Below are 20,644 nucleotides of genomic sequence, written 5' to 3' on the forward strand. Positions count from 1 at the left end.
ACCAATGACAATAAAAATTGCAATAAATGGCTTTGGTCGAATTGGCCGAAGCATTCTCAGATCACTCTATGAAACAGGTCGAAACGACCAGTTTACTGTGGTCGCTATCAATGAACTAGCCAAGCCAGAAGGCATTGCTCATCTATTAAAATACGATACCAATCATGGCCGTTTTGCGTTTGATGTTCGCTATGAAAACGAGCACCTATATGTTGCTGGCGACGAAATTGCCCTACTTCATGAACAAGACAGCAAAAAGCTACCGTGGGATAAATACGATGTTGATATCGTTTTAGAATGTACCGGTATATATAAAGATAGAGCCCACGCCGCAATTCACCTTGAGCGTGGCGCGAAAAAAGTATTGTTCTCGCAACCGGCACAAAACGATGTTGATAAGACCATCATCTATGGCATTAATCAGCAACAACTAATCGAGTCAGACGTTATCGTCTCTAATGGTTCTTGTACCACCAACTGTATTGTTCCGGTGATACAGGTGCTCGATCAAGCCTTTGGTGTGGAAAGTGGCACCATTACCACCATTCATTCATCGATGCATGATCAGCAAGTTATCGATGCCTATCATGATGATTTACGTCTATCACGTGCTGCTAGCCAATCGATTATCCCTGTGGATACCAAATTAGCCGCAGGAATTGAGCGAATTTTACCGAAATTTTCCGGCCGCTTTGAGGCAATTGCGGTACGAGTACCTACAATTAATGTTACGGCAATGGATCTGAGTGTCACCTTAAATACCGACGTCGATATCGATAGCGTCAATGATGCGATCAGCAATGCGCTAGACGGGCCATTGCAGGGTATTTTGGGTTTTACCAAAGAACCTCTGGTATCAAGTGATTTTAATCATGATCCACACTCATCGATTGTTGATGGAAATTCGACCCGCGTCAGTCATAGGCGCCTAGTCAAACTTTTGGTTTGGTGTGACAACGAGTGGGGGTTTGCAAACCGCATGCTCGATACCGCATGGTGCATGCACTACTGCAAACAATAACAACAGTTAACTGAATCTAACTAAATACGCAAACGGAGTCTAACTATGTCAGTGATCAAAATGACTGATTTGGATTTAACCAGTAAACGCGTTCTGATCCGTGAAGATCTGAATGTGCCAATTAAAGATGGCGTCATTACCTCTGATGCTCGTTTGAAAGCCGCATTACCAACCATTAAAAACGCCTTAGCCCAAAACGCTAAAGTGATGGTTATGTCACACCTAGGTCGTCCTGTTGAAGGTGAGTTTGATAGCCAGTTTTCAATGCAAGTAGTCGCTGACTACTTAAGCAAAGCTCTTGCTATGCCGGTTCGACTTGCCGCTGATTACCTCGACGGTATCGACGTTGCAGACGGCGAATTAGTTATTTTCGAAAACGTTCGCTTTAATGTGGGCGAAAAGAAAAATGATGAAGGCTTAGCCAAAAAAATGGCGGCACTTTGTGATGTGTATGTCATGGATGCTTTTGGTACCGCACACAGAGCACAAGCCAGTACACATGGCGTAGGTCAATTTGCGCCTGTCGCGTGCGCAGGTCCATTACTTGCAGGTGAGCTCGACGCGCTTGGTAAAGCGTTAGATAACCCTAAGCGCCCTCTTGTTGCGATTGTTGGTGGCTCAAAGGTGTCAACCAAACTGACCGTATTAGAGTCTTTAGCAACCGTCGTAGATCAATTAGTGGTTGGTGGTGGTATTGCTAATACCTTTATTGCCGCTGCAGGTCATGGCGTCGGTAAATCACTGTACGAAGCAGATTTACTTGATGAGGCAAACCGCTTAACCGCCAATGCTAAAGCCAATAACGGCGACATTCCGGTACCAACTGATGTTGTTGTTGGTAAAGAGTTTTCAGAGAGCGCTGAAGCGAATTTAAAAGCCGTTGCCGACGTTGAAGCGGACGATATGATTTTTGATATTGGTCCTGATTCAGCCAGTGCACTGGCGGATATTCTTGAAAATGCCGGAACCATCGTTTGGAACGGCCCAGTCGGTGTGTTTGAATTTGATCAATTTGGCGAAGGCACAAAAGCAATCGCTCAAGCCATTGCCAACTCAAGCGCTTTTTCTATCGCCGGGGGTGGTGACACCTTAGCAGCTGTAGATAAATATAACATCGCTGACAAAGTGTCTTACATTTCTACCGGTGGCGGCGCCTTCCTTGAATTCCTCGAAGGCAAAAAACTTCCAGCGGTTGCTATGCTTGAAGAACGAGCAGCAAACGCTTAAATCTAAAGGGCCAGTAATGCTGGCCCTCATTATAAAAATCGATATTACAACTTGAACTATAATAATCGCATGGCAAGTAAAATTGTGACATGCACCTATCACACAAATAAGGAGTGTTGATAATGGCTTTAATTTCAATGCGTCAAATGCTGGATCATGCAGCAGAACATAGCTACGGTATCCCAGCATTTAATGTGAATAATCTCGAGCAGGTTCGTGCCATCATGTTAGCGGCATCTGATACCGACAGCCCGGTCATATTGCAAGCATCTGCAGGTGCTCGTAAGTATGCTGGCGCCCCATTTTTGCGTCATTTGATTCAAGCAGCTGTTGAAGAGTTTCCAAATATTCCGGTTGTGATGCACCAAGATCACGGTACATCACCGGCCATTTGTCAGCGCTCTATTCAGTTAGGTTTCTCATCAGTAATGATGGACGGCTCTTTAATGGAAGACGGTAAAACACCATCGAGTTATGAATACAATGTAGATGTTACCCGTCAAGCGGTGGCGATGGCCCACGCGTGTGGTGTATCGGTTGAAGGTGAGCTAGGTTGCCTAGGTTCGCTTGAAACTGGTATGGCTGGTGAGGAAGACGGCGTTGGTGCAGAAGGCGTTTTAAGTCACGATCAACTGTTAACGGATCCAGAAGAAGCGGCTGACTTTGTTAACAAAACCAATGTCGATGCATTGGCTATTGCCTGTGGTACCTCACATGGTGCCTATAAATTTACTCGTCCACCGACTGGCGATATTTTAGCGATTGATCGTATTAAGGCGATTCATGAGCGTATCCCAAATACCCATTTGGTTATGCACGGTTCATCGTCCGTACCGCAAGAATGGTTAGCGGTGATCAATGAGTTTGGTGGTAATATTCCTGAAACCTACGGTGTTCCTGTAGAGCAAATTCAAGAGGGCATCAAAAACGGTGTACGCAAGGTCAATATTGATACCGACTTACGTCTTGCTTCAACCGGTGCTATCCGTCGTTTTATGGCGCAAAATCAATCGGAATTTGACCCTCGTAAATATTTAAAAGCCAGTACCGATGCAATGTACGAGATCTGTAAGGCTCGTTATGAAGCATTTGATACCGCAGGTAACGCAAGCAAAATTAAGCCAATTTCGCTTGAAACTATGTTTGGTCGTTACGAAAACGGTGAACTTAAAGCTGTTGTAAAATAAACAAATAGTCACCTATAAAGAAAAAAGGGAGCTGAGCTCCCTTTTTTGTTGCAAAAAATACTGCTTTGTCGTGTTCTATTCGACGCTGTAATTCTATATAATCGCTGCAGGATTAAGAAAAACAAAGCTCAGTACCAAGCGATGTATAATCCCAGATGCGGTAAATCGCATAACCACATTTTCTGAAAAAAATAACAATCTTAAGCGCTTAACATGAACAAAAAAATCCCCATTTCTTTGCTTGCATTGTTCTCGCCGCTGCTAGCTGCAGAGCAATCGAGTAATGCCGAAGCCATTGACGCGATAGTTGATGCGCTAAATAAAAAAGACCAGCCTGAGTGTTATCACTTTACAGATGAAGTGCCACCAGAAGAGTTTATTGGATTTCCTGAGTGTGATTTAACGCCATCTAAACTAACCGGCTCTGTCGAAGTTGGCGCGTTTTTTAACACCAGTGATAATGACTACTTTATTGCCAAAGCGCGTTCTGATTTAAATCATGAAGTGGGCAAGCTTAGAACCAATTGGATTTTAGACGTATTCGGCCGTAAGTCGGAAGTCGAAGATGATGTAACCGGTAAAAAGCGATACGAAACAACCGACCAAAAATGGCTAACCTCCTTACAAAGTAACTACACCTTAGAAGAAGGTGGTCGTAACTATCTGTTTGGCTATGGCTCTTATGAGGCTGACAGATTTAATGGTTTTGATTACCAAGCCGCAGTCGCTGCCGGTTGGGGTCGTCGCTGGTATGAAACCGATATTGCCTATTTTGATGCGGAAATTGGTCCGGGTTTCAAAGTCGATGAGATTGCTGAAACCGATGACCATAACAACCGTACTGAGACGTCGACCATTGTTCGTACCGCGGCAACCTATGAACGCCGTATCTATCAGACCATGGAATTCAAGCAAACCTTAAGTGCCGAGATTGCCACCAAAACAGGTGAAAATAGTAAACTAAAATCGGTCAGCTCAGTAACCACCAAGCTGATCGAATCATTGGCTTTAAAGTTTGCTTTTACTGTTGACCACAATACTAACGTCGATGGCGACATCGAAAAGACTCGTACAGAAACGTCACTGACTCTGGTTTACAGTATCTAATCCACTCTGCTGATGCCGACAATATAATTTCTGATGTAGGCCCCTTTATTATTCATAGTATTTATAGTTAAATAAGTACTATGAATATAAATGATATAGATCTTAACTTACTGATCGCATTTGATGTTTTGCTACGAGAGAAAAACGTCACTAAAGCGGCAGGCCATCTTGGCATAACCCAACCGGCAATGAGTAATAGTTTAAAGCGGCTCCGAACATTGTTAAATGATCCCGTCTTGGTGCGCACATCAGAAGGTATGGTAGCCACCGAGCGGGCTAACTTTCTCGCTCCAAAAATTCGCAAAATCCTGTTGGATACGAAAGAAGCCTTACAACAAGTTGACGCAGACTTTATTCCCGAGCAGTCTCAGCGTGTATACCGCTTAATGGCCAGTGACTATGCCGCATCAACTCTATTGCCAAAACTGTTAGAACACTTAAATGCAGTAGCGCCCAATATAACCATCGACATTATGACCCCAAGTGATGTGACCTTCCACGACGTTGAAGATGGTAAAATTGATATGGCAATTAACTTGTTTAATGAGTTGCCTTTGTCCTTTCATCAAAAGGTTCTCTGGAAAGACAGTTTCTCCTGCCTCACCCGTGCTAGTAACCCTATTTTAGAAAATTTTAATTTGCAGTCTTATATGCAAAGTAAACATGTGTGGGTTTCAAAAACAGGGTTCGGTGTAGGTTTGGGTATGAACCCAAAAGACATTCAAAAGCTCGGTTGGGTAGATGAAGCGCTAGCGCAAATAGGTAAGCAACGCGATATTAAGGTGTTTACTCGCAATTACCATGTTGCGATGCAACTGGCCCACGATGATCAGTTAATTGCCACATTACCAAGTAAAGCAGCTCATATTCATCGTTTAGATACGGGCTATGCGATACTGCCACCGCCTTTTGCAATACCGGATATTGAGTTAAAAATGATTTGGTCACCTTTATTGCACCACGAACCCAGCCATATTTGGTTTAGACAGCAAGTGGTAAAAGCTGCCGAGAATTGTTAATGAAATTCGATTAAAGACCCTTTCATTAAATTTTGCTCACAAAAAACGCAGCGCCTGCAGCGTTTTTTATAATTAGAAATAAAGTTACTTACGACGTCTGCGTGTCGCCACAATACCCGCAAAGCCGAATGCTATCAATAATATATTGGGACACTTTGGTACGGATGCTGGATTTACCACGCCATCGGTATTTAGGGCCATGGCTGATAAAAAAACGACTCGTCAATGTAGCTAATAACAAATGAATCGCCATCACCAAACATGTACTTACCTGCGTCATCAACCCAAGCATAAGTGCCGATAACGCCGTCAACAGGGGTACCGTCTTTCTTGGGGTCGAATTCACCCGACATACCACCAATATCTGAGGAATCGATGCCAATTTTATTACCAACTTGAAAACGATCGTCGTGGTTATTGTTAAACTGGAATTACTCTAAGCCGATTTGCCCACCTTCTAGGTTAAAGGTAATCATTAATGACTCTTCGGCACCCAAACTGTCCTGACTCGTAGATTCATCGGTCATCTCAAGAAAGACACCTAAACCACCAAGTCCTCTATTATCATCTGATTCATCTAAATAAGAGTATGCTCTCCAGCGCCCATGGGTATGATTGTAACCGTATACCCTTCTCTTATGATAACCCATGGGTTTTCTTGAGATCCGTCACTTATTGTTACGTCGGCCATTTCCATGAAATTTATGACACCGGCAAAAGCAGGAGAGAAGCAAGCCTAAGCTAACTATAAAAGCATAGAAAAGTTTTTCAAAGTCACCTCGCTCATTGCTTAAAATCATACAGCACTAGTTACAACGCAACTTCTAAACCAATAAAAGTAAGCATTTTAGAATCAATACTTTGCGCTAAGCTCTTTAAAATTGTGTTTAGATAAATATCGAAAACATAAATAAACCCGACATTTTTAAAGAAAGAGGTTTCGATAAGAGAAGATCAAATAAAGCCCACACGGCACAAACTTTGTGGGCATGGTTAATTAATTACATCATGCCTCATAAAGAAAAAGCGCCGCAACGCGACGCTTTATAGGCTGGAAATATAGTGCACTCAATGCACAATAAACATATCTTAATTAGTTTTGGCGACGACGTATCGCAAGCCCCATCAATCCCAATGCCATTAGCACTAAATTCGAAGGCTCAGGTACCTCGGTTGGTGGGCCAGTAACATCTAAAGCAATGGCTGACACGTAAAGTTTCTCATTGAAATAAGAGACACCGAAATAGCTGCCGTTTCCAAACATGTATTTACCAGGGTCTGCGATAAACGCATAGGTCCCTTTTATACCTTCAACGACAGTACCATCTTTCACAGGGTTAAACTCTCCCGACATACCACCAACACCAGAGAAGTCCAATGTGATAGCATCAGTGTCATCGAAACCATCGTCGTGATTATTGTTAAACCAAATTTGATTTAAAGTGACCGTATATCCATCATCAACTTCAAAGGTGAACATTAAGGATTCACCGACAGTCATGTTATCATCGTCACCACATTGATCCGTTTCGATAGGGCAAACCCCCAAACCACCTGGTCCACGGTTATTGGTCTCATCTAAATATGGATAAGCCATGGCGCCATCAAGCATCGCGGTTATGGTAATTTTATAGCCCTCACCTTCTATGATGAGAGGATTATAGGAGTTTTCTCCAGGCTCAGTATCAGCCAATTCCATAAAGTTTATTACCCCTGCCGAAGCGGTCGATGATAGTATCAAACCTATACTTGTCAGGAATGCGTAAAAGAGTTTTTTCATATTCACCTCGAATGTTGCATAAATTTTACAACTGGCACTAGCATGCAAACTCCATTCCTAAAATATAAATACCTTTTATATCAGCTACCTATTCAAAACCAGGTCGTTATAAAACCTGAATACACGAATAACCGTAAATAATTCTGACGTATTTTCTTAAATGAGGAAGGCAATAAAAACAGTTATTTTTTAGTCACTTATCCGTTTCCATGGCTAATATATCGCTAAGTATCAGCGGCTTAGATACATTGAATCAAATAAAAAGTAGATAACTAATCAAGCTCATATCTGCGCTAAACGCATAAAAAAAACGCCGCTAAAAGCGGCGTTTCGAGGTTATTAATTGTCACTTTCAACAGCGTCTTTATTAACTGCGGCGTCTGCGAGTTGCTGCTAATCCTACTAGACCAAGTGCTAATAACACTAAGTTCGAAGGCTCAGGCACTTCAGCAGGAACATCTAAACTAGATGCAGCGAAACCTGAAACATAGAATGTTTGATTAACATAAGAAATTGTAAAGCTATCACCTTCACCAAATAAAAACATACTTGGGTCTTCGTTAACCCATGCCCAATTACCTGGATCCAGTTCCGTACCATCCATTACAGGTTCAAAGTCAACAGACGGACCACCTATACCTGAAAAGTCTACATTAATTAAGTCGCCTTCACCCAAATTACCATCATGATAGTTATTAAACCAAAGTTGTTGCAAACCAACTTTAGTACCTTCTGCAAGACCACTAAAAGTAAATACTAAGTACTCACCTTCAGTGACATTATCATTGCTCGATGGATCACATTGCATAGCGGCGTCAACGTCAGCACAAACACCTAAACCACCAGGTCCAGTATTGTTTGGCGCATCAAGGTACGCATAAACGTCATCGTCATCATCAAGATCATCAAAACCTGTAATGGTCAGAGTGTATCCATCCATTACATAAACTAACTCCAAAGAACCACCCTCAGTTTCACCTAACTCCATAAAATTAAGAAAACCCGCTGACGCAGTCGAAGAGATCGTCAAGCCTAAGCATGCTAGAAACGCGTAAATTAATTTTTTCATATTTAACCTCTGTAAAGACACAAAAGAATCACCGCTTTAACTTATGCAAATTGCTCACCAATATGTATAAACCAATACAAATCATGAGGTTGATATATTTCCATCGATATTTTTTTATTCGTCATAGAAAAATCGTAAAAAAAACTGACGCTATTTTTGGCAACACTTTTAGCAATAGGCTTGCAGGCTTTATTCATCAATGAACAGATGTAAAAAAGCGCCGCTAATGCGACGCTTTCTGTTACTACAATAGATATATTTTTCTAAATACGACGTCGGCGCGTCGCGATCAGACCGATTAGACCAAGTGACATTAGCACTAAGTTTGCAGGCTCTGGAACTTCAGCAGGAGGACGTGTCACATCAATTTCCATCGCGGACAAGTAAAATTCCTGATTAAAGTAAGCAAGTGAGACATAATCGCCACTACCAAATACATACTCGCCAGCATCTGCTACCCACGCGTAAGTGCCTTTAACACCGTCAATAGCTTCGCCGTCTGCGACAGGGCTAAATTCACCAACCATACCACCGATACTAGAAAAGTCGACACTAATCATGTCATCGGCATCTAAACCTTCATCATGGTTATTATTGAACCACAACTGAGTCAGACTAACGGTTACACCTTCGTCTACTTCGAAGGTCAACATCAATGATTCGTCAATGGTAATGTTGTCATCAGAACCACATTCATCCAAATCTTCTGGGCACACGCCTAATCCGCCGGGGCCTCTATTGTTCGATTCATCAAGGTATGGAAATGCCATTTGATCGCCTAGCATCGCTGTGATTGTTAGCGTAAAACCGTCACCTTCATACACCCAAGATTCACCGACAGAGCCTTCACCAGGCTCGTTATCGGCAAGATCCATAAAATTGATTACGTCGGCAGATGCGGTTGAAGAAATCATCAATCCTAGACTAGCCAAAGTAGCATACAGAAACTTTTTCATATTATTCACCTCAATATTGCAATCGTTATTATAGTAACGAACAGATATCTGCAAACACCTTGCCAAGATTAATTTACCTAAATTATTCAGCAACTTAAGAAGCGGTCAGTATAGAAAACTACATTTTATAAGCCGTTACGTAAAATAAGCTGACGCAATTCATATCTTTACCACTATAAAAGTAAGGTTATTGTTGATTAGTTATTCATTTACCTATGATTCTTATCTTTTTGAAAATCACTTCAAATGGTCAAAATCACTATTTACAAGCCCTACCGAGTAGTCACACTAAAAACATGGTCAAATAGACTGGTTTATCGTTTTTTGACAGGCAACTGAAAGCGAAATGAGTATTTTATGGTCACTTATCTTGTAAAACCGGTTGTTTACCGCCTTGCACTGGCATTTAACAATCAGTTAACATAGGTTAATAAAGACGCAAATTTGATATGGTACGTAAAGAGGGAGGAAGAACAGTGAAATCAGTAAAGCTAACTCTACTGTGGTCGTTAATCACTTTTTTCAGCTTACTAAGCTTGAAGTCATATGCTGTGTCCGGGGATAAATTTCTGTTTAACAAGGAAATGCGTGCCACAATCACGCCTATTTCAATTTCACGCGATGATCTCGGTGCCTATGCATCCTTGATAAACAAGCCATTGGTTCAATTAGTACAAGCACATAGCAATGAACCAGTACTACTACATAAATCCAAAGCAAAATCTGCAAATAACGTGTTTGCTCTAGCGATGCAAATGCAAGACAAAATGCAGTATTATTTTGCGATGATTGAAAACGTTTTTGATAATGACGAACCAGGTTATAGCGATGAAGAATGCCGAGCATCACGCATGGCACGGTTCATTCTCTGGTAGTCTAACTTTGGTAATCTAACTCGGGTAATCTATTCTTTACTCGCAGCGCCACGTAACGGGTTGACTCGTCCACCCGTTACTTTGTCGGCGCGACCTTCTTGTTTGGCCTTTTCCGCTCGTCGTTTACGCACTTCTTTTGGATCGGCGATAAGCGGTCTATATATCTCAATACGATCACCATCATGCACGGTTTGCTGAAGCTTAACCGCTTTGTTCCATATGCCAACTTTATTGACGTTCAAATCAATCTCTGGAAATTGCTGACATATACCCGATTCCATAATCGCCTGCTCTACGGTTGAGTTTTCATCAATCAATAGTGAGATCAAGGTTTGTTCGGTAGGCAGAGCATAAACCAGCTCTATTGAAATTTGTTCGATCATCAGTAAACCTGTTTCGCTCTTTGAGTAAATGCACTCACCATAGAATTGGTTAAGCTATCGAATATTCGGCCAAATGCCATCTCGATGAGCTTACTGGAAAATTCATAGTCAAGTTTCAATTCGATTTTACAAGCATCGTCACTTAATGGTGTTAGCAACCAATGCCCTGTTAAATATTTAAAGGGGCCATCTTTTAAATGCATGCTGACTTTTTGATTTTCTTGCAAGGTGTTTTCGGTCGTGAACCATTTTTGCACACCACCTTTGGAGACCTTCAATGAGGCGGTCATTGAGTCCTCATTATGGCTGACAATTTTGGCATCAGTACAACCAGGTAAAAACTCTGGATACTTACAAACATCATTTATTAACTTATACATATCAGCGGCACTACGCATAACCAGTGCACTACGATTAATCGCTGGCATTTCTTCTCCTATGTTACATTCGACATGATATCAAAGGATTAGCGAAATCACATCTGGAAAATTTCGCAAAAAATGTTTTAATCAGTACCATTAATCGCCTTTATCCGTATAATAGTCGCCGTTATGGCAAAGAAAAAATCAAACAAACAAGCAAGTAATACCATCGCTTTGAATAAAAAGGCGAGGCATGAATACAATCTATCCGATAAATTTGAAGCTGGCATGGAACTTCAAGGCTGGGAAATCAAATCTATTCGGGATGGAAAAGTAAATATATCAGACTGTTACGTTTTCATTAAAAATCGCGAAGCGTATTTGCTTGGTGCTGAAATCCAACCTTTATTGTCGGCATCTAGCCACGTGGTATGTGATCCAAGACGTGATCGAAAGCTATTGTTAAATCGTCGAGAACTTGATCGCTTAATAGGCGCAGTAGATCGTCAAGGTTTCTCTCTCATTGCGACTGCGATGTACTGGAAGCGCAATTGGGTTAAGCTGGAATTTTGCTTAGGTAAAGGTAAAAAATCACATGACAAACGAGCTGACATCAAAGACCGGGAATGGAAGGTTGATCAAGGCCGAATCATGAAGCACAAAAATCAATAACACATAAAAAAGCCTGCGCATGCAGGCTTTTTTATTAATCGAACATCAGACTTGCTTACGCTCGTTGGTATATTTTAGGCTTTTTTAGGCTTTTTCTCACTAACCCATACCGTTATTACCGCTTTCGCCACCATCACATCGTTGTCATCAAATGCTTCAACCGGGATACCAAAATCCCCCACTTGCCACTCTTTGTTTTCAATATTGGCAATACAACGAATGTCAGTACCGGCCTTGGCGGTATAATCGACCGTCATTGATTTAGGGATCCAACGAAGGTTATCAGGAATACTCGCTTCACTGACCGCTCCCATAGCCATTTCCATGCCGTTACAAATTGCAATCGCATGCACAGTACCAATGTGGTTTTCTACTGCTTTACGCTTAGGTATAAGCACCTCACAGTAACCTTTTCTTAACTCTTTAACCAAAGGTTTTATGGTTTTAAAGTAAGGTGCCCAACGCGCAAAAAACCATGAAAAAAGTCGGTTACCAAATGAAAATTTGGTCCACTTTTCATATACACTCAATATTTTAGGAAGAGCCATTATCGCCTCTATTTGTTATTATCACTCATCACTGGTACAACCAGTATAACGAATTAACGTAATATTTAAAGTGCTTTACCGCTTTATGATAATCAAGCCTAGTTTATCAACAATTACTGTTCGCTATTTAACCGCGTTGTTTTCAGCCATAATTAACAGTACAATATACAATGTAAAGCGCGTTTAGCGTTTCACTTTGGGGCGGATCTAGGATTCGACGGGATTCACGAAACCCAAGGTGCATGCCCAGGGGCGGTTGGCCTGGTAAAAAGCCGCAAAACTATAGTTGCAAACGACGAAACGTTCGCACTAGCAGCATAATGCTAGCCATCCTCTCGAAGCTTCGCCTATTGGCTTGAGATGCGATGGTCATGAAAAATTGGCTAGCGAGGGAACTGCGTCTGACGGTGAACCGCGAAACAGTATCAGACTCACCAGAACGAAGCTTGTCGCTTGGCGTCTGACTGGTTAAATAAATGAGCGACTAAGCATGTAGTACCGAGGATGTAGGTTTTTCGGACGGGAGTTCAAATCTCCCCCGCTCCACCAACTCCAAACAAAAAAAGACGCCTAAGGGCGTCTTTTTTTGTTTGGAAAAACAGTTGAAAATTTTAAGCTGACAATTACTTTAGTACTTTTCTTATTCTTCGCTCATTCATAACTTTATTGATTGATTCAGTTATATGCTCCCAACATTTCCACACTATCGCGCCCCAAACTAAACAAATAAATATAGAAATGATTTTATTTGTGGCGAGATTAAACGGCAGCATTTGAGGAACAGTTACTAACACGATCATATGTGTTAAATAAATGAAAAGTGATGATGAAGCGACTACATAGACTATTTTTTTAATTGAATGAGTGACTTTTATTTTCTCGACAAACAGTAGAATAGCCGCGAATAAGAATACAAGTAATGGCGATGCAATAGTTTCCCGTGGCTTAGACTCTAATAGTACATAGTGAATGATTGCTAAAAATAATATTGTATAAACTAAATACACGCGTTTATCTTCTGATTTAGAGAAATAAATAAGCCATCCTGCGGCGAAGAACCAAAGGTTAACGTGTGTTGAGCGATGTAAATGAAATAATTCGGGCGTTAACGCCGTTATAGGAATGAGCAATGCCGAAACAGCAAGCATTGCAACACCAAACTTATATGGTTCAGCTGACGCAAATTTAAATATGGGATTAATTGAAAATAAAAAAGCATACAAAAGAAGTATATGAATCAACACTTGTATGAACCAATAATATACGAAAAAACCATTCACTGGTTCCGTATAGTTACTATACAAAAGAATTATATCTAACCTAAATTCACCTACTTTGACGAACAGTAATAAAGTAATGACTGTTGCAGGTAAAAATATTTTCCAAGCGGACATAAGAATTGGTTTTACGGATTTCCTCTTTTGAACTAAATCAAATTGAAACTTTGCAAATAATAGACCTGAGATCATAAATAAGCCCGCAGTATTATTACGCAGCCCGATATCACTAAATGAATGTACAAAAATAACAGAGAGCATCGCTAGAGCTCTCATAAAAACAGTAGTGTCGATTTCTGCAAGTTTTGAAGTTATCAGCTCTTTTTTTGATGCTAACGCATTAATGGTCAGTTTTTCCCACCCTTCGGGAATCTTACCTAGAGCACTCTCTAATTCAATACTGGTTTGCACATATGATAATGAGTCTCCGCCTAAGCTGGCAAAACTATCACTAGCTTGTATATCCTTTATATTTAAAGTTTTTTGATAAACTTTTAATATTTGCGATCTTAACTCGACATCCACAACCTTTGATGTTGTTTCTACCTTGTTTTGACTTTCTGTATCACCAAAACTTGAATCGCTAGGACTTTGTTTTTTCTTCACCTCTGGGTGTGGTAGCGACTTTCTGTCTACTTTTTTGTTTGGTGTTAAAGGGAGCTCACCTAAATAAACTATGTAACTTGGTATCATGTAGTTTGGTAGTACTGGATTCAATAATTCAGTCAACTCGCCTTCTTCATAATGCTTATGGTTTCCGTCTGATATTATATAAGCCACTAATTGTTTTGAACTATTACTGCGAGTATAAACATCTACAACACAATTACTTACACCATCTAGAGCCCTTATAGCGTTTTCAATATCCTCTAGTTCTATTCGAAATCCACGAATTTTAACTTGACTGTCTTGCCTTCCCAGAAAAACTAATTCGCCATTTTCTGTATACTTGGCGAAATCCCCTGTACGGTACATTTTCGCTGCTTTAGATTTAGCGTATGGGTCATCGACAAATTTTTCACCTGTCAAATCTGGCTTGTTATGATAACCGGCTGCTACGCCGTCCCCAGCTATATATAACTCACCTATAACTCCAATAGGTACTTTAGATAATGCATTATTCAATACGTAAGTTTTAGTGCCTCGAATAGGCGTACCTATAGGAACTGGGCTTTCAACTTTTGAGACTTGTTTTACGGTGGACCAGATCGTTGTTTCTGTTGGACCATACATATTCCAAAGTGAGTCGCACCTTGTTATCAGCTTTTCAGCTAAGTCAGAAGGCATTGCTTCACCACCGCATAACAGTTTTAGTGATTTATTCCCTTGCCAATTGTTTGCTAATAAAAGCTGATACGTCGCAGGTGTCGCTTGAAAAACGGTGATCTTGTTCTGCGTTAAAAGGTGTTCTAATGCTAAACCGTTTTTTGTATCATCGCGACTAGCCATGTATAGCGTAGCCCCTAACGTGAGAGGAAGAAATATTTCTAATGCGGCAATATCAAAGGCAACCGTTGTAACAGAAAGCATGCGATCGCTTTGATCCATTCCTGGTTTTTGAGACATGGCAGTAAGAAAACAAGTAAGTCCTTTTTGATATACTTCGACACCTTTCGGGCGACCAGTGGAGCCTGATGTAAAAATAATGTACGCCAATTCTGCAACACCTGAAGGCTCTCTAATATCCTCTTGTTGCTCCCACATAGCATCCTGTACTAGGAAATTTTTTATTTTTACTTTGTTGGTTAGTTCACTTATAAAATGATTATCTGAAACGACTAAATCAATATTAGCATCCTCAATAATCTGAAGGATTCTTGACTTAGGGTGTTCTGGATCGAGTGGAACATAGGTTCCTCCAGCGTGCATAATTGCTAATAACGCAATAATCATATTGGTTGAGCGCTCTATGCAAACAGCTACCACGGATCCATGAGTAACCCCCTCAAGCTGTAATTGTTTGGATAAAATAGATACCTGCAGCCCCAGTTCCAAATAAGTTAATTCAGACTCTTCAAAAACAATGGCAGTGTCAAAAGGGTTATTGACCACTTGACTCCAAACCTTTGATATAACCGGTTCAGGCTCATCTTTAAAATCATAAAATGAATCGATTAGGTTCTTTTCAGTGGTTGTTAATATTGGTAGCTTTGCGATAGTTTGATTTGGTTCGGTCAGGAATTGATTCAAAATAATGTTAAAATGCTCTATGGCGCGAATACATTTATCACTATTGAGCCAAGCAGCCTTATTAAATAGCCAATATAAATCAATTGTCTCGCTTTTCTTATCAACCAAAACAAATAAGCAAATAGCTTTTATAAAATTCGGGGTACCAAGATTGCGTTGATAAAAAGCTCTATAATCATCAATGGCTTCGTTAAATAAAGTCGAATGTTCAAAAAAGCAAGTCACAACATCATTTTTAAAATTGAAAGTGTCGTTAACGGCTACCTTATTATTAGTTGCAATAGATAAGTACTCCTTTTCTATTTCAGCTAACGTCACTTCATCATCATGTATATCTGGAATGTTATAATGATGGGTTTTCCCTTGCTCTAAGCTGCATACATCAAGTTCAACTTTATTATCATCACCTATTCTCTTTAATAAAACTTGCAGTGCAATTAGCAAACTTAGATCAGGTAATCGTTGACGATTTAAAAGTTGTGTAGCTAACTTTTCATTAACTTGAGATTGCTTTTCATAGTAGTCATTGACCCGTTTGTTAGTTATATCACCGTAAATCGAAATTTTAGGGCAATCAAAAGGTGCACCTTTATTCTCGATAACTAAATTATCTGCATGATAGGAATCCTCTTCCCCTGCTTGTTGAATATTACTGACAATCTGCAACCCTTGAGAATAATCCATTCTCGCTTGCTCTAATGTTACTTTTTTATTTTCACTAAGAAGAGGATAGCCAAAATGATTGAGTAAAGGGTTAACGACAGATGCAACTTGATATACTTGATGTTTTGGAAGGTTTCGCCATTTTTCCGTACGATTATTTTGAATGTGTTTAGATTGATAACTTTTATGGTCACTAAAACCAATTATTTTTTCAGAGTCTAATTCTGAATCAAGAATATGGCTTTCATAAGACTCACCAACAAAGGCAAGCATATCTGAAAGTGTATCTTTGGGAGCCGAAACTAAGTCTTCATAACGAAATATTTTACAGTTATCAGCGAATTCACTTTGCAGCCACAATAAATCAGCATTTACATCTGCCCATGATTTTGTAAATGCTGCTATGTGATTAGGGTTTTCAATGATGTATTTGTGTAGCTCTTTAGGGAAATAACCAAGAGATTGACAGAATTCGTTACAGCTCATTGCGACATCAAGAGGATGCCTCACTATTCCAATAAAAAGTACTTTATTTTCCAATAGTTTTACGATGTTTTTCATATGAAAAGCATCGAATGCGGTCTTCTCTAACCAACGTTGCTTTCCTTGACTCTGTGCGAAATCATCCAAACAAGAAAATGCTAAATCACGTAGTCGATTAAGAACAATATGTTCCTCTAGACCAGCAAATTTAAGACCCGACAATACCCCTATATCTAGCCCTGTTGATGTCTGTTCATAATCAAGGAATTTACCGCATGCTCTGAATAAATGCGTTTCAGGAGGACTCGCTATGTTAGAATGTCTATTTAATAATCTCCTGGTAAGCGTGGTACCTGACCTTGGGTGGCCAAATACAACAATTCCTTTTGAATTAACCTGTTCCAAATAAAATTCCTATTATTGTTATATTGTGAATAAACATTTAACTAGCGTTTTTAATTACTTAACTATCAATTTAGTATGAAAACGCACATTGTTCCAGTCAGAGCTATTGTCATAATAAACATGGCTAAAAACTGGCATTCTCAAGCGATTAAATACCAAATAAAAAAAGACGCCTAAGGGCGTCTTTTTTTGTGCCTATACGCTCAATGACTATAGAGCGAGATAACAACCGTTATTGCTTTTCAGCCGTAGGACTTAAACCTTCAGAGCGATTATCAATAGCGTCATCAAGTTCAAAACCGCCATCCATCCATGCTCGTGCTTCTGATGCACTAAACTTGGCTTCAGACCACTCAACAATCATTTCTGGGTCGGTAATTTTTACCGCTTTCCATTCAGCATATTGTTCAGGTGTTACACGGTTTTCAGTTAAATAATTTGCAGTTTCTACATCGACACCATTTGCTTTCCATTCGCCAATAGTCTCTTCAGACATGTTATCCCAGGTTGCGGCACAACCGCTTATCAATAAAGCGATTAGCAGCGTTGCAATTGTATTTTTCATCATTGTTCCTTAGCGTTAATTTGACGTCAATTACTACACAGGGTTTGTGATATCTAGAGGGGCTCTAGGTATCGGTAATCATTAAAAGTCGTGTATGGCTTGGTCACGACCTTTGTTGGTAAGTTGTTGTGTCAATAATAAAAATCCTAGTTGGTTTTATTAAAAACTCCACTTTTTTTGCTTTAAAACGAGGCAATTAACGTTTTGCTTTGCGATTTTCTAATAAAAAATTTGCTTTTGTGCCTTAATTACTGGCTTATATAAACAAGCGCAACAGATTGCACATTTGTATATAAATAGAGCAGTAGCATTTATCTGACATGTACGTAGTGGTATTTATCGATTTGCAGCTAAACAAAGGCCTCCAAGGACTGGTTATTTGCTTGCTTTTCAAAGTAATTTTTGTCATCTTAACAAGATAGCAACACCTATATAACAACAATAAATACTGTGACATAAAATGGATCATCACAGTAATAGGAAAAAATCTATGGCTCCTTTGTTTTCCAGTTTGCGCAGTCGCATCTTTGGACTTTTCATTCTTCTGCTTATTGCAGTACAAACTGTTTCCTTTGTTACGTCTTATTACTCCAATAAACAGCGTGCCGAGCATCAGCTAGCGAGCGTGTTGTCTAACGCAGAACATTTATTAAAAGAAAAACTACAAAGTCGAAGCTATTACTTATCTGCCTTTACTGAAATATCAGCAACCGACAGAGTCTTGGTTGAGCAATTTTCTAGCGCACATCGAAATCTGTCGTTGCCATTAAATAATCACCGAAAGCGCATTGATGCCGATATTGCTCTGGCTATCGATGTCGACGCGGTGATCATTGGACATTTGCAGGTAAAAGACAGTAATAAAGAAATAAAGCGTGTTGAAAATGGTAATAAGATAAATGAACCATTTGTCCAAACCGATTGGCTCAAAGATCACCCGGTAGAAGTGTATTACGCCAACAATAAGCAAATTTACCAAATGGTGATTACTCCAGTCTTAGAAAAATTTGAAATCGTCGGTCACATTGCATTGGGGTACGAAATCAACAAAGCATTGGCGAACGAGCTGGCAGGTTTAAGCAGTTTTTATGTGGGCTTTGCGCTGCAAGAACAAGAAAACTGGCAATGGATCGCGCAAAATGATGCGATGCGTCAGGACAAATTTATTATTGAAGGTGACTCACCGTTGCAGGCGATGCATGAAGGCTCTCTGATCGGTAAACATTTGCGCTTGGGTGAGATTAATAACGTCGCCGTTAATGCGACCTTCTTTCAATCCCGTTCGAATCTAATCGCGGCAATAAAACAAGACAGCTTTAATATCTTCCTGCTTATCGCGTTAACGTTAGCAGCCTCTTTATTTGGTGCGTATTTTATCGCTAATGGCGTATCACGCCCTGTGCGCTCGTTTGTCGATTTGGCAAAACAAATTGCCCAAGGTAACTATAACTCTACTGCGCGTATTGGCAGTACCGATGAATTAAATCAATTGGCTGCGCAATTTAGCGTGATGCAACAAGCAATTGAAGAGCGTGAAAACGAGATTACTCGCCAAGCATTTAGTGACTTACTGTCAGGGCTACCAAATCGTAGTCAATTTTATCGTGAAATGCATGATATAAAAGAACCTTACCTGCTATGCCAAATAAACGTACGCCGCATATCAGAAATCAACGATACCTTAGGTCACGATGTCGGCGATGAAGTTATTCTTGAAATTGCCTATCGCCTTGGCAAACTGGAAAAACCTTTGTTCCACGTATCAGGTAATGGCTTTTTAATTCGTTTTGATCATCAAACCGAAAAAGACATCAAAACCACGGTAAGTCATATCAACCGTGTTATCGAGCCAAGCTTTATTTATCAAAATATCTCTATTCATTTGCAGGTTAATATCGGTATTACCATCAGTGATGGTTGGTCACAGGCAAATCAGGTATTAAAAGAAGCCGACTCAGCGATGCAAATCGCCAAACGTAAGAACTTAAAATATCAAATCTATGACCGTCAAATAGACCTAAATACACTTGATAGATTGCAGCTAGTCAATCGCTTACGCGGTGCCATAGAGAATGATGAATTTTTATTATTCTTTCAGCCGAAATTAAATCTGGCGACCAATAATATCGAAGAAGTCGAAGCTTTATTACGCTGGAACCACCCAGTTAATGGTCTTATTACACCAGATAGCTTTATTCATATTGCCGATCAGACCGGGCAAATGACGGCGTTAAGTAAGTGGGTCCTTAACGAAGCGATTGAGCAATACATTTACTGGCGCAGCAAAGGCCTAGCATTAAATATTGCCATAAACATTTCCCCAGAGAACTTGCTCGACGATGAGTTCTGTCAATACTTAATCGATACCTTAGCGAATGACGGCTCGTTGACCGATGCGTTGAGTTTTGAAATCACCGAAGATGCCTTTGTTGATCACAGCTCAAAAGCGGTTGATAACATCATCATGCTGCGCACCCATGGCATTAATTTGTCAATCGATGATTACGGCACCGGTTACTCGTCTTTAGCACAGTTGAAAAACTTACCCGTTCAAGAGCTGAAAATTGATCGCGCCTTTATTGAACATCTAATACATCAACCACAAGATCAATTGATTGTCGAATCAACCATTCAATTATCACATCAGCTTGGTTTAAAAGTTGTTGCAGAAGGCGTTGAAGATAAACTAACACTAGACTGGCTACGAGACAAAAAGTGTGAAACGGTGCAGGGGTATTACATCAGTCGACCGCTTTCTAGCGAAGATTTAGAGCAATGGCTAGAGAAAGGTGAATACAAGGTCAAACTTTGGGATCAACCAGCCGATTTATCCCTTGAAAACAAATAACTAGTAA

18 protein-coding genes and 1 other RNA gene are annotated in these 20,644 nt (G+C 40.1%); 9 read left to right on the plus strand and 10 right to left on the minus strand.

The window, feature by feature from the left end; genetic code table 11:
• Positions 1-4: 4 nt before the first annotated feature.
• From epd to HII16_RS00550, 5 genes are all read left to right on the plus strand, one after another.
• Positions 5-1,021, plus strand: a complete 1,017-nt coding sequence (epd, locus tag HII16_RS00530) for an erythrose-4-phosphate dehydrogenase (protein ID WP_169126497.1) — start codon at positions 5-7, stop codon at positions 1,019-1,021.
• A gap of 45 nt (positions 1,022-1,066) precedes the next feature.
• Positions 1,067-2,248: a phosphoglycerate kinase gene (locus HII16_RS00535; RefSeq protein ID WP_169126499.1), complete on the plus strand. Its 1,182-nt coding sequence runs from the start codon at positions 1,067-1,069 to the stop codon at positions 2,246-2,248.
• 122 nt (positions 2,249-2,370) lie between these two features.
• On the plus strand, positions 2,371-3,435 hold the full coding sequence (fba, locus tag HII16_RS00540) for a class II fructose-bisphosphate aldolase (RefSeq protein WP_169126500.1): 1,065 nt from the start codon (positions 2,371-2,373) through the stop codon (positions 3,433-3,435).
• A 213-nt stretch (positions 3,436-3,648) separates the two neighbouring features.
• Positions 3,649-4,542, plus strand: coding sequence for a DUF481 domain-containing protein (locus HII16_RS00545; RefSeq protein WP_169126501.1), 894 nt, complete (start codon positions 3,649-3,651; stop codon positions 4,540-4,542).
• Between the two features lie 80 nt (positions 4,543-4,622).
• Complete coding sequence (locus HII16_RS00550) at positions 4,623-5,561, plus strand: LysR family transcriptional regulator (protein ID WP_169126502.1); 939 nt, start codon at positions 4,623-4,625, stop codon at positions 5,559-5,561.
• 191 nt (positions 5,562-5,752) lie between these two features.
• On the opposite strand, the gene HII16_RS00555 is transcribed toward HII16_RS00550, so the two are convergent.
• The 5 genes from HII16_RS00555 to HII16_RS00575 all read right to left on the minus strand — a co-directional run bounded on the left by HII16_RS00555 (position 5,753) and on the right by HII16_RS00575 (position 9,366).
• Positions 5,753-5,914 (minus strand): hypothetical protein, encoded by a 162-nt coding sequence (locus tag HII16_RS00555; RefSeq protein ID WP_169126503.1) that lies wholly within the window; start codon positions 5,912-5,914, stop codon positions 5,753-5,755.
• Between the two features lie 78 nt (positions 5,915-5,992).
• Positions 5,993-6,211, minus strand: coding sequence for a hypothetical protein (locus HII16_RS00560; RefSeq protein WP_169126504.1), 219 nt, complete (start codon positions 6,209-6,211; stop codon positions 5,993-5,995).
• A 443-nt stretch (positions 6,212-6,654) separates the two neighbouring features.
• On the minus strand, positions 6,655-7,260 hold the full coding sequence (locus HII16_RS00565; protein ID WP_169126505.1) for a PEP-CTERM sorting domain-containing protein: 606 nt from the start codon (positions 7,258-7,260) through the stop codon (positions 6,655-6,657).
• 448 nt (positions 7,261-7,708) lie between these two features.
• Positions 7,709-8,410, minus strand: a complete 702-nt coding sequence (locus tag HII16_RS00570) for a PEP-CTERM sorting domain-containing protein (RefSeq protein ID WP_169126506.1) — start codon at positions 8,408-8,410, stop codon at positions 7,709-7,711.
• Positions 8,411-8,673: 263 nt separating this feature from the next.
• The gene (locus HII16_RS00575) at positions 8,674-9,366 is read right to left on the minus strand and encodes a PEP-CTERM sorting domain-containing protein (protein WP_169126508.1); all 693 of its coding nucleotides are present in this window, start codon (positions 9,364-9,366) and stop codon (positions 8,674-8,676) included.
• A 476-nt stretch (positions 9,367-9,842) separates the two neighbouring features.
• Between HII16_RS00575 and HII16_RS00580 the strand changes: the two genes are divergently transcribed.
• A complete protein-coding gene (locus tag HII16_RS00580) occupies positions 9,843-10,241 on the plus strand; it encodes a hypothetical protein (protein ID WP_169126510.1) in 399 nt (132 codons plus the stop codon).
• A gap of 29 nt (positions 10,242-10,270) precedes the next feature.
• Here the strand turns inward: HII16_RS00580 and HII16_RS00585 are convergent, their stop codons facing one another.
• Together HII16_RS00585 and HII16_RS00590 are read right to left on the minus strand one after the other, a co-directional pair.
• Positions 10,271-10,624, minus strand: a complete 354-nt coding sequence (locus HII16_RS00585; protein ID WP_169126512.1) for an RnfH family protein — start codon at positions 10,622-10,624, stop codon at positions 10,271-10,273.
• Positions 10,624-11,052 (minus strand): type II toxin-antitoxin system RatA family toxin, encoded by a 429-nt coding sequence (locus HII16_RS00590; RefSeq protein ID WP_135437661.1) that lies wholly within the window; start codon positions 11,050-11,052, stop codon positions 10,624-10,626. Before HII16_RS00590 ends, HII16_RS00585 begins: the two co-directional genes overlap by 1 nt.
• A 123-nt stretch (positions 11,053-11,175) precedes the next feature.
• Between HII16_RS00590 and smpB the strand changes: the two genes are divergently transcribed.
• Complete coding sequence (smpB, locus tag HII16_RS00595; RefSeq protein WP_135437662.1) at positions 11,176-11,658, plus strand: SsrA-binding protein SmpB; 483 nt, start codon at positions 11,176-11,178, stop codon at positions 11,656-11,658.
• Positions 11,659-11,732: 74 nt separating this feature from the next.
• On the opposite strand, the gene HII16_RS00600 is transcribed toward smpB, so the two are convergent.
• Positions 11,733-12,206 (minus strand): hotdog fold domain-containing protein, encoded by a 474-nt coding sequence (locus HII16_RS00600; RefSeq protein ID WP_169126514.1) that lies wholly within the window; start codon positions 12,204-12,206, stop codon positions 11,733-11,735.
• Positions 12,207-12,404: 198 nt separating this feature from the next.
• On the opposite strand from HII16_RS00600, the gene ssrA reads away from it, so the two are divergent.
• Positions 12,405-12,755, plus strand: a transfer-messenger RNA (tmRNA) gene (gene ssrA / locus HII16_RS00605).
• A 74-nt stretch (positions 12,756-12,829) separates the two neighbouring features.
• Here the strand turns inward: ssrA and HII16_RS00610 are convergent.
• Complete coding sequence (locus tag HII16_RS00610; protein WP_169126516.1) at positions 12,830-17,224, minus strand: amino acid adenylation domain-containing protein; 4,395 nt, start codon at positions 17,222-17,224, stop codon at positions 12,830-12,832.
• A 232-nt stretch (positions 17,225-17,456) separates the two neighbouring features.
• Positions 17,457-17,789 carry a hypothetical protein gene (locus HII16_RS00615; RefSeq protein WP_169126518.1) on the minus strand — a complete coding sequence of 111 codons (333 nt, stop codon included), beginning with the start codon at positions 17,787-17,789 and terminating at the stop codon, positions 17,457-17,459.
• 490 nt (positions 17,790-18,279) lie between these two features.
• Here HII16_RS00615 and HII16_RS00620 point away from each other — a divergent pair, with 490 nt between their 5' ends.
• Positions 18,280-20,637: a GGDEF domain-containing phosphodiesterase gene (locus HII16_RS00620; protein ID WP_169126520.1), complete on the plus strand. Its 2,358-nt coding sequence runs from the start codon at positions 18,280-18,282 to the stop codon at positions 20,635-20,637.
• Positions 20,638-20,644 lie beyond the last annotated feature (7 nt).

It is taken from the genome of Thalassotalea sp. Y01 (genome assembly GCF_012932945.1).
Taxonomy (GTDB): domain Bacteria; phylum Pseudomonadota; class Gammaproteobacteria; order Enterobacterales; family Alteromonadaceae; genus Thalassotalea_A.

Coding starts and splice junctions, on each gene's coding strand:
- epd (WP_169126497.1), top strand. CDS start 5: ATGACAATAAAAATTGCAATAAATGGCTTTGGTCGAATTGGCCGAAGC.
- HII16_RS00535 (WP_169126499.1), top strand. CDS start 1,067: ATGTCAGTGATCAAAATGACTGATTTGGATTTAACCAGTAAACGCGTT.
- fba (WP_169126500.1), top strand. CDS start 2,371: ATGGCTTTAATTTCAATGCGTCAAATGCTGGATCATGCAGCAGAACAT.
- HII16_RS00545 (WP_169126501.1), top strand. CDS start 3,649: ATGAACAAAAAAATCCCCATTTCTTTGCTTGCATTGTTCTCGCCGCTG.
- HII16_RS00550 (WP_169126502.1), top strand. CDS start 4,623: ATGAATATAAATGATATAGATCTTAACTTACTGATCGCATTTGATGTT.
- HII16_RS00555 (WP_169126503.1), bottom strand. CDS start 5,914: ATGTCGGGTGAATTCGACCCCAAGAAAGACGGTACCCCTGTTGACGGC.
- HII16_RS00560 (WP_169126504.1), bottom strand. CDS start 6,211: ATGGGTTATCATAAGAGAAGGGTATACGGTTACAATCATACCCATGGG.
- HII16_RS00565 (WP_169126505.1), bottom strand. CDS start 7,260: ATGGAATTGGCTGATACTGAGCCTGGAGAAAACTCCTATAATCCTCTC.
- HII16_RS00570 (WP_169126506.1), bottom strand. CDS start 8,410: ATGAAAAAATTAATTTACGCGTTTCTAGCATGCTTAGGCTTGACGATC.
- HII16_RS00575 (WP_169126508.1), bottom strand. CDS start 9,366: ATGAAAAAGTTTCTGTATGCTACTTTGGCTAGTCTAGGATTGATGATT.
- HII16_RS00585 (WP_169126512.1), bottom strand. CDS start 10,624: ATGATCGAACAAATTTCAATAGAGCTGGTTTATGCTCTGCCTACCGAA.
- HII16_RS00590 (WP_135437661.1), bottom strand. CDS start 11,052: ATGCCAGCGATTAATCGTAGTGCACTGGTTATGCGTAGTGCCGCTGAT.
- smpB (WP_135437662.1), top strand. CDS start 11,176: ATGGCAAAGAAAAAATCAAACAAACAAGCAAGTAATACCATCGCTTTG.
- HII16_RS00600 (WP_169126514.1), bottom strand. CDS start 12,206: ATGGCTCTTCCTAAAATATTGAGTGTATATGAAAAGTGGACCAAATTT.
- HII16_RS00615 (WP_169126518.1), bottom strand. CDS start 17,789: ATGAAAAATACAATTGCAACGCTGCTAATCGCTTTATTGATAAGCGGT.
- HII16_RS00620 (WP_169126520.1), top strand. CDS start 18,280: ATGGCTCCTTTGTTTTCCAGTTTGCGCAGTCGCATCTTTGGACTTTTC.